Source organism: Paraburkholderia sp. EG304 (assembly GCF_046543485.1).
Taxonomy (GTDB): Bacteria; Pseudomonadota; Gammaproteobacteria; order Burkholderiales; family Burkholderiaceae; genus Paraburkholderia; species Paraburkholderia youngii.
In genome coordinates this window covers 1-251 of the sequence record NZ_JBKGUA010000501.1, presented here as the reverse complement: position 1 = coordinate 251, position 251 = coordinate 1, and the positions used below count along the sequence as shown (strand labels likewise).

The following is a 251-nucleotide window of genomic DNA, read 5'->3' as shown; positions in this document are numbered from 1 at the left end:
AGCGCGTTCGTCAAGCCCGCACTGCTCACAGTAGTCCCTGAAATACCGTATCCATCTGAGGTACAGCATGGCACTGCCGTCTCCTACAGAACGGTCGTCGTGCCACACGCGAACGATCTCGGACGTCAGAGGTGGCGCCGCTTGTTCGGGCAGGGTCCCGAGATTTTTAAGTGGAACCACCGGGGCGTTCATGCTGCCGATTTGATCGCAGGCAGTGTCGCGAAGTATGCCTCATCCGGCGTGCGGTCTTC

At 59.4% G+C, this 251-nt stretch carries 1 pseudogene; it reads right to left on the bottom strand.

Annotation, left to right across the window (positions count from 1 at the left end):
- A pseudogene (locus ACLFKU_RS44910) lies at positions 1 to 192 on the bottom strand (hypothetical protein); the annotation flags it as partial.
- Positions 193 to 251 lie beyond the last annotated feature (59 nt).